Raw genomic sequence first — 2,794 nt, 5'->3', positions numbered from 1 at the left:
AAGGTCTTTGGCATCATGGTACTGCCGAATAGCATCAATCGCCTGCTGGATAATGGGCTCGTCGGCTTCTAATATAATGAAGGGGCCCTTGTCCACTGCCATGCTCCGCTCACTTGGGCGACCAGTATAGGTGCCCTTCGCACGCTAGCCCAGCCATTCGACTTCGCTCACGCGCTGCCGCTGAGGCTACGGGAGGCAGTATTCGCGGCCGCCACGCATGACAACTGCTGCAGGCCTCATACCCCATTTTGTGGTCTCAACGAAACGGCAGTGTCGTCTGACGAGTAAATCCTGTAAAAGTTGATGCCAATGGGCCATCACTTGTGCTATTTATCGCGCCACTGCCCATACATCCTATAAGGACAATCAGGAATGGCCGCGTCTAACTATCTCGATCAGATCCAACAACTCTACGTAGCTTATTTCGGGCGACCTGCCGACCCGGAGGGGCTTAATTTCTGGTCCGAGCAAGTGGATCGTGAAGGTGGCAGCCTCAACAGCGTCATCTCCGGCTTCTCCGCATCGACTGAATCCCAGGCGCTCCATGGCAATTTCACCACCGCTCAAGTGATTCAGGCTATCTATGCCAACCTGTTTAGTCGCGAACCTGACCCTGATGGCTTGGCCTTCTGGCAAGAGCAGATCGACGGTGGGGCGGTACCTCAGGCTCAAGCTGCCCTAGCAATCATGAGCAGCGCACAGGCGATAGATGGCGTCGCATTGAGCAATAAGCTAGCCGTCGCCAATGCCTTTACCGCACAGATCGACACCCCAGCCGAAATCGCGGGCTACAGTGGAGCCGACTCTGCCAGCATCGCTCGTGCCTATTTGGCCAAGGTGGACGCTACGGATGCGTCGGTGACCATTGCCAATGCAACGCTGAGCAGCAACGTTGCCGCAGCAACAGGGACTGGCACCAGCACACCTTTGCCGCCGGTAGTTCCGGCTCAGCCGTTTGTTGCCACCCTTGACTCGGTGAGCCATGCAGTATCGTTCAGTGGAACGGCCACTGGTGATATCACCGTGACCTGGAGTGGTACGGTAGGCGATTCGGAAGCTACTTTCAGCCGCGGCGGCTTCTCTGCTGAGCCAATCACCTTTGGTGGTGTAGCCGCCAACAGTATAACCCTGGCGGATAACCAGACCTTGGTAGGTTCGGCTAATACATTGGTAGGTTTGACAGTAAACGGCACAGGCGCTGTGCACCTGACGGATAACGCCGTCTTCCTGGACGCCACAACTTTTTCTGCAAACACAGCGAATGATGTTCTGACCGTTACAGGAGACGCCTTCTCAGGATTGCCAACCGATCTGACCAACCTGACCGGTTTTGAAACGATCAACTTGGTAGATTCTACTTTACCGCTGTTCAATAACTTCACTATTGCGAATGGCGCTGGCACCACCATCAATGCCGACATCTCAGTTAACGTGACCCTAGGTGCGGGCGGCCAGGTGTTCAATGGCAGCTCAGGAGATGACATCGTTCGCGGCGGCAGCGGCAACGATACAATTGCTGCTGACGCGGGACTCAATCAACTGCAGGGTGGCGGTGGCGACGACACATTCAACATTGCCGGTGGTTCATCCAACATTATCAGCGACTTGAACACAGGTGACGTTCTGGTCGTTGAAAGCTCTGGCTCCGTTACCGCCAATGGTGTATGGAACTTCACAGCCACGGCTCAAACAGTCAATAATGGCGCGGTTTTTATAAATACGCTCGTTACCTCCTCGATCAACCTGTCTCAGGCACAAGGTGAAAACGGATTTACCGTTTCCGGCAACATGATGAACGATACAATTACGGGTTCCGCAATGAGCGATACCTTCATTATGACCGGCATTTCGTCTGGCACTAACGGCTGGGACACATTCCATGGCTTCACGTCGGGTCTCGACAAAATCCAGTTCAGCCTAGCAACGGTGAATGCGGCAACGGCTTCTTCATTGGTTGTGGGAAGCTTGGACGCAGCTAATTTTGTCAGTGGCCCGGGCGCAATTGCGGACTCGGGGTCTAGCTACTTCATCTATGACACCGGCACCGGCACGTTGAGCTGTGACGCCGATGGATATGGCGCAGGTGCAGCTGTAGAGCTCTTGACTCTGACGGGTGTTCCGCCACTTCAGGCTTCGGATATCATTCTCGCGGTATAAAGCTTCAAGACTTGCGGCAGAAAGTGTAAAAAACCCCACTACCTGAAAGGGCTGTGGGGTTTCTTTTTTGGGAATCGCTCCTTCTTGTCCTAGCCGCCTATGCACACCGCTCGCACTCGCAAGCAAAGCGACGGAGTACGCAGGCTGCACGATGGCTTAAGGTGCTTCGGCTCCCACAAGAGCACCACCACCTGGCCAGCCTTTTCGTTCATCCTCTGCCATCAGCGCCCAAGCCATATCCTCATCCTTCACCCCACCCTTGCACGCCGCATAGCGCGACCCACCACCGACCCGCAGACCGGCGAACATCAAGCCAGCCCGTCGCTTGTCCGCTCCCAGGGCGAGCAGCATCTCGTAGAACAGCGCATCGCACACGGCGCGGGGTAACTCGTTCTCGCAATATGTGAAATCGTGAATAACTCCAGCGCCGCGATCCTCAAGGTCGTCGAATAGGGGCTTTACTAGCCAGGGCGTTGAGGCTAGGTCGGTGATGAAGTACTTGGGGGCGGTATAGATAACACCATCAAGCGCGTGATACCTGAAGTCGCTCATCAAAACCCATTCGCCTTTGTCGTAGGCCTGCAGAACCAGCGGATCAAGAAAACTCCCTCTCATCATGCTCTTTTGCCCTCGACTT

2 protein-coding genes are annotated in these 2,794 nt (G+C 55.0%); one reads left to right on the top strand and one right to left on the bottom strand.

Annotated features, from left to right (window positions below; genetic code table 11):
* Positions 1-372: 372 nt before the first annotated feature.
* Positions 373-2,157, top strand: coding sequence for a DUF4214 domain-containing protein (locus ACEWE8_RS25885; protein ID WP_395589437.1), 1,785 nt, complete (start codon positions 373-375; stop codon positions 2,155-2,157).
* 156 nt (positions 2,158-2,313) lie between these two features.
* Here the strand turns inward: ACEWE8_RS25885 and ACEWE8_RS25880 are convergent.
* The coding region (locus ACEWE8_RS25880; protein WP_395589436.1) for a DUF1353 domain-containing protein at positions 2,314-2,794 on the bottom strand (481 nt) is incomplete at its 5' end.

This window comes from Pseudomonas sp. TR47 (assembly GCF_044143025.1).
Lineage (GTDB): Bacteria > Pseudomonadota > Gammaproteobacteria > Pseudomonadales > Pseudomonadaceae > Aquipseudomonas > Aquipseudomonas putida_E.
The sequence above is the reverse complement of the archived record's forward strand: the minus strand, read 5'-3'. Positions and strand labels throughout refer to the sequence as shown.